Source organism: Thermoactinomyces sp. DSM 45891, assembly GCF_900119485.1.
Taxonomy (GTDB): domain Bacteria; phylum Bacillota; class Bacilli; order Thermoactinomycetales; family Thermoactinomycetaceae; genus Baia.
The window spans coordinates 1-5143 of sequence record NZ_FPJZ01000036.1 but is presented as its reverse complement, the minus strand read 5'-3'; the positions used below and the strand labels follow the sequence as shown (position 1 = coordinate 5143).

Sequence of the window (5143 nt, the reverse complement as noted above, 5' to 3'; positions counted from 1 at the left end):
ACAACGATGCCTTTCATCACTCAGTGCTCGATTACGTGACAAATGTCACCAACGATCCAAAATGGCTCAATTGGGATGTAACGACCGCCGCCGAAAGATGGGTCAAAGATGGATCATCGAACCGTGGTCTCATGATCCGTCATAGTGATGAAGGAAGCAAAACAGCGAAAGAGAAGCTACTCACAGTTAGTAGTGAGATGACCCTTGCACCACAGCTAAAACCGAAGCTAAAAGTGGTCTATATCGATAAGAAAGCCGCCAATTCATACTACTCGCCGAAAACACCGACTACGATGAAGGCAGGCCAAAGCTATGAAGTGGAGGTTACCCTATCTAATCCAACCGATACAGCATGGAGTGGTAGCACCGATTCACTTGGTTGCCACTGGGCACTCCCTAACGGAACGGACCGGACGACCGAAGATAACTGTATCGGAGCCGAATTTAAACCGATTGATGCAAATGGCAATGAATCCGTTGCTACGGTTAATATCCCGCCTGGTGATACGATTACCGTTCGAGGAAGAGTAAAAGCTCCTGCCATTAGCCAGCCAAACCAATTACGTGAGGGCCTTATCCTCCAATGGGATTTGAAGCTAAACGGAACTTGGTTATCGAAGAGTAAAGACCCGATTCCAACTTTGAACCAATTTGTCATGGTGGAAGATCCGAATGGTGGGAAGGACTTAGGAGTGGATGAGAACCATGCTTCTACGGACGAAGCGACAGGTACAGGTAGTAGCGCAAGCATGAATTTATATCGAGGAAATGCCAACTTTAGCTACTCCGCCTTCAGCAATCCATCTCGCGGAGATTTCATGACCACAGTGGATCTTACGTACAACAGTTTAGACACGAGTGATTCAGTGATCGGGGCTGGTTGGTCCCTTGATACTTCTAGCTTTATCCGCCTTGGCTCTTCGATGGAAAATCAAGTCTATATGGATAAACAAGGTCAAATCGTACAAGGATCGATGAATCTATTAGATAGTGATGGGACGAGCCATACCTTCACATGGGACTCCAAAGCGAAAGAATTCAAATCGCAACCGGGAGACGAGTTGTACCTTCAATATCTACATGGCGGCTCAAGTAGTAAGAAGTGGGTGATTACGGAACCGAACCGTTCGCAGTTCTTCTTTGATGAGAAAGGATATATCACAGAAGCATCCGATCAAACAGGGAATCTTCTCAAGTACACCTATGAGGAGAGAACGATCCAGAATAAGCCTGTGAAAATGTTACGTTACATCACTGATGCAGCAGGCAGACAAACTCTCACTATCGAGTACAACGACAACCACAAAGTTTCGCAAATCAAAGCGGTCAAACCAACCTTGTCCGATGTGCCGCAACAAGTCATTGAATTTACGTACGATGCTTCGAATCGTCTTGTTAAGTTTACGGATGGAGCAGGAACGAATGTAGCAAAGTCGTACGAGTTCGTTTATGACCTGCTCTCTACCAACGTCATCAATCAAATCAAGGACCCAAAAGGTCACATTACCAAGTTTGACTACTATACAGATGGTGAAAATAAGCACCGTGTGAGTAAGATGACCAATCGGGAAAAGGAGATCATCACCTATACGTATAAGGATAAAGAGCGAATCGAAACCGATTTAAAAGGAAACTCCACCAAGTATCTCATGGACGATAAAGGGAATCTCATCAAGACAACCGATGCCAAGGGAAATGTGACAGAGTATCAATATGATGCCAATCAAAACGTGACGTGGAAAAAAGATCCGAATGGAGCCATTACGACTTGGACCTATGATGAAATGGGCAATGTGTTGACCATGACAGATCCAGTCAATAATGCAATCTCGGATTCATCCAAGCGAAAATCCATTCGCTACGCCTATCAGTACTCGATGAACAAGCACATAGCTGAATTGATTCAAATCACGTCACCAGAAGGTCGTGTCACGAAAAATACGTATGACACCTTAGGCAACCTGGTATCGGTTGAAGACACCGAAGGAAACAAAACGACAACTACTTACTATGGAAATACCGATCTCGTCAAAAGTATCACCAATGCCAACGGCAAAACGACGACCTTTGGTGATCCAGATGCCTCCGACTTCGGCTACGATGTAACAGGAAAGCCGAAGAAAGTGACGAATTCCTTAGGAGAGACAACCATTACCCAGTACGATGATTTTGGGCAAGTGATATCGTCTACCAATGCCCAAGGGAAAACATCTACTTTCAACTTTGATGTCTTCGGTCGTCCACTTGATGCCAAAATACCGAAGGATCAAGCTAAGGGAGAATACATCGTCAATCCGGCACCGGTTTATGATGCCAGCGATAATGTGATTGAAAAAACAACTCCTACAGGTGCGAAATTCCGTTACAAATATGATGAGTATGATCGCATGATCGAGGAAATCGAACCAAAAGACAATCCAAGTGATCCAGAAAAGAAGACTACGTACTTCTATGACGTGCTAGGGAATCTGATCAAAGAAGTGGAGCCGAAAGGAAACCTCACTGACGATCCAGATGACTACACCACGAAGTATGAGTATAACGAGTTGAATCAGCTTGTAGCCATCATCAATAGTCAAGGGCATAAAATCACGTATGAGTATGACTCTGTCGGAAATCAGGTGAAAGTGACACAGCCAAAGGGAAATCTCACTCCTGACAACCCAAATGACTATGTGACCACGACTACCTTTGATTTAAATAACAATCCGATCAAAGCAACGGATGTCGATGGAAAATCGATTGAAACCGTGTATGATGCGGACGGGAAGACCATCGAAAACAAAGATAAAGAAGGAAACGTCCATAAAGTTTCGTACAATATTCGAGGACTTGTAGCGGAAGAGCAAACACCTTACCAGTCTGGAAAGACCCGTACCACCCGTTACACCTATGACAAAGTAGGGAATGTGATCCAAGTTGATCCACCACGTGGAACCGCTACACCTTATGCGGACGACTTCGTGCAAAAGAAAACCTACGATGACCTAGGTCGTGTGAAAGAGATCATCTTTCCACGCGATCCAAACAGCTCGAATCCGCGTTTCAAGGAAGAGCAGAAAATCATCTACAACTACGACGAAGTAGGCAATGTCACCTCAGTGAGCACTCCTCCTTCCGAAGGACAAACGGAGCGAAATGTATCCACTTTCACCTACTATGACAATGGTTTGCTAAAAACCGTTACAGATAGCTGGGGTGTTAAAACCACCTACGACTATAACCAAATCGGAAACCAAGTAGAACGTGTCATAACTAGCTCCGACGGGAAAGTTGAACGGAAGATGACGTGGGATTACTATCAAGATGGCAAACTGAAGAAAAACGTGGATGAAGGGCTACAAAACAAAGGTAGCTCAGCCGATACCGAGCGAAAACAGTTTGAGTACGTTTATGACATAAACGACAACATCGTTTCCATGAAGGATTCTAGTAGTAATAAAAAAGTGGACGAGTATCGTACCGCCTATACCCCTCTCAACCAAGTGAAAGAGGTACAGGAAGTGGTCGATGGGATCGTCAAACGGGGCATCCAATATGACTACGATGTTCACGGGAACCTACTCAAACAGGAGTATTCGAACAATATCTCCGAGTACAGTTACAATGGCTTAGATCAAGTCACGCAGTACTCACAAAAGAAATCGGCTCAGGACAAGCCACAAATCTATAATTATCAATACACGGTAAGCGGACAAACCAAGCAAGAGACCAAACCAAACGGAACCGTAACCGATTATCAATACAACGTAGACGGCTCCATGGCACAGTGGGAAACCAAGAAAACAAACGGGACTTCCTTACAAAAACATATCTACGAGTACGACTTGCATGGAAATCCAACCAAGGACGTCTATACCGGTCTCGATGCGAACAACAAGCCAATCAACAACACATACGCGTACACATACGACCCGCGAGATCGACTTGTCCGCTATGATAAATCCGGAACCCAAACCTCCACCGAGGAGTACGTCCTTGATGCAAATAGCAACCTCGTGCAAAAAACAAAAGACGGTATACTCTCTACCTATAAGTACGATAAAAATCGTCTCATCGAAGAAACCGAAGCAGGACTCGCATCTAAATATATCTACGATGCGATGGGCCGTGTAGAGAAAATTACCTCCGATGGCAAAGACAAAGAAACCTTCGCCTACGACCAGTTTGATCGGACGATTGAGCATACGAAATTGGATAAGGATAAGGTTACTACCATCAAGTCCCGTTTCGCTTATGATCCACTCGACCGTACCACAGCCAAGATCGAAAAAGTAGGGACAGCCAATGAAAAGACGACTACCTTTAACTACTTGGATACAAGTGATCAAGTCCTATCTGAAGAAGTAGCTGGGAAAGTAACCAGATCTTACACCTACTCCGCATGGGGAGAACGGATGACCATGCTCAAAGAGGATACGAAAGAACTTTCCTACTTCGAAGCAGGGAATCATGGCATCGAAATGTTGACAGATGAGAAAGGGAATATCCGCAGCACGTACGGATATACTCCTTACGGTGAAGACGACAAAGACATGTTCACGGGTGTCGATAAGATTGACGCAACCAAGCCCGATCAGGACATGTATAATCCCTTCCGGTATGAAGGCAAACGCTGGGACCCGAATACGAAGTCGTACGATCTCGGATTCCGTGATTATCGTCCGGGAGAAGGACGATTCCTAACGAGTGACTCTTATAACGGAGCAGGAGCCCATCTAGCTCTTATGATGGATACAGGGAACTACAACTTATATGGCTATGCTGGAGGAAATCCGATCTCCAATAGTGACCCAGACGGTCATTTCTGGGGCAAATTATGGGACAAAGCCAAGTCAGTCGGAAACGCCGTTGTTTCCGGGGCCAAAGAAGTATATAACACCGTAGCTTCTGGAGTGAAACAAGCCTACAATAAAGTCAAAAGTGGAGTCAAAAAAGTTTACAACAAGGTTAAAAAGGTAGCGAAGAAGGTCTATACTACCGTCAAGAAGGCCTATCACAAGGTGAAGAAGACGGTTAAAAAGATCGTGAACAAGGTGAAGAATGTTGTCAAAAAAGTGGTCAAGCCCGCCGTCAAGAAAATTGTAAACAATGTCAAGAAAGCAACCCAATCTGCCACCAAGTCGGTTTCACAATTTATTAG

At 44.7% G+C, this 5143-nt stretch carries 1 protein-coding gene; it reads left to right on the top strand.

Translation table 11 applies throughout. The annotated features are described in order from the left end of the window. Positions 1–5143, top strand: a 5143-nt coding sequence (locus BT147_RS14730) for an RHS repeat-associated core domain-containing protein (RefSeq protein WP_218159122.1), incomplete at both ends; no start/stop codon positions are given.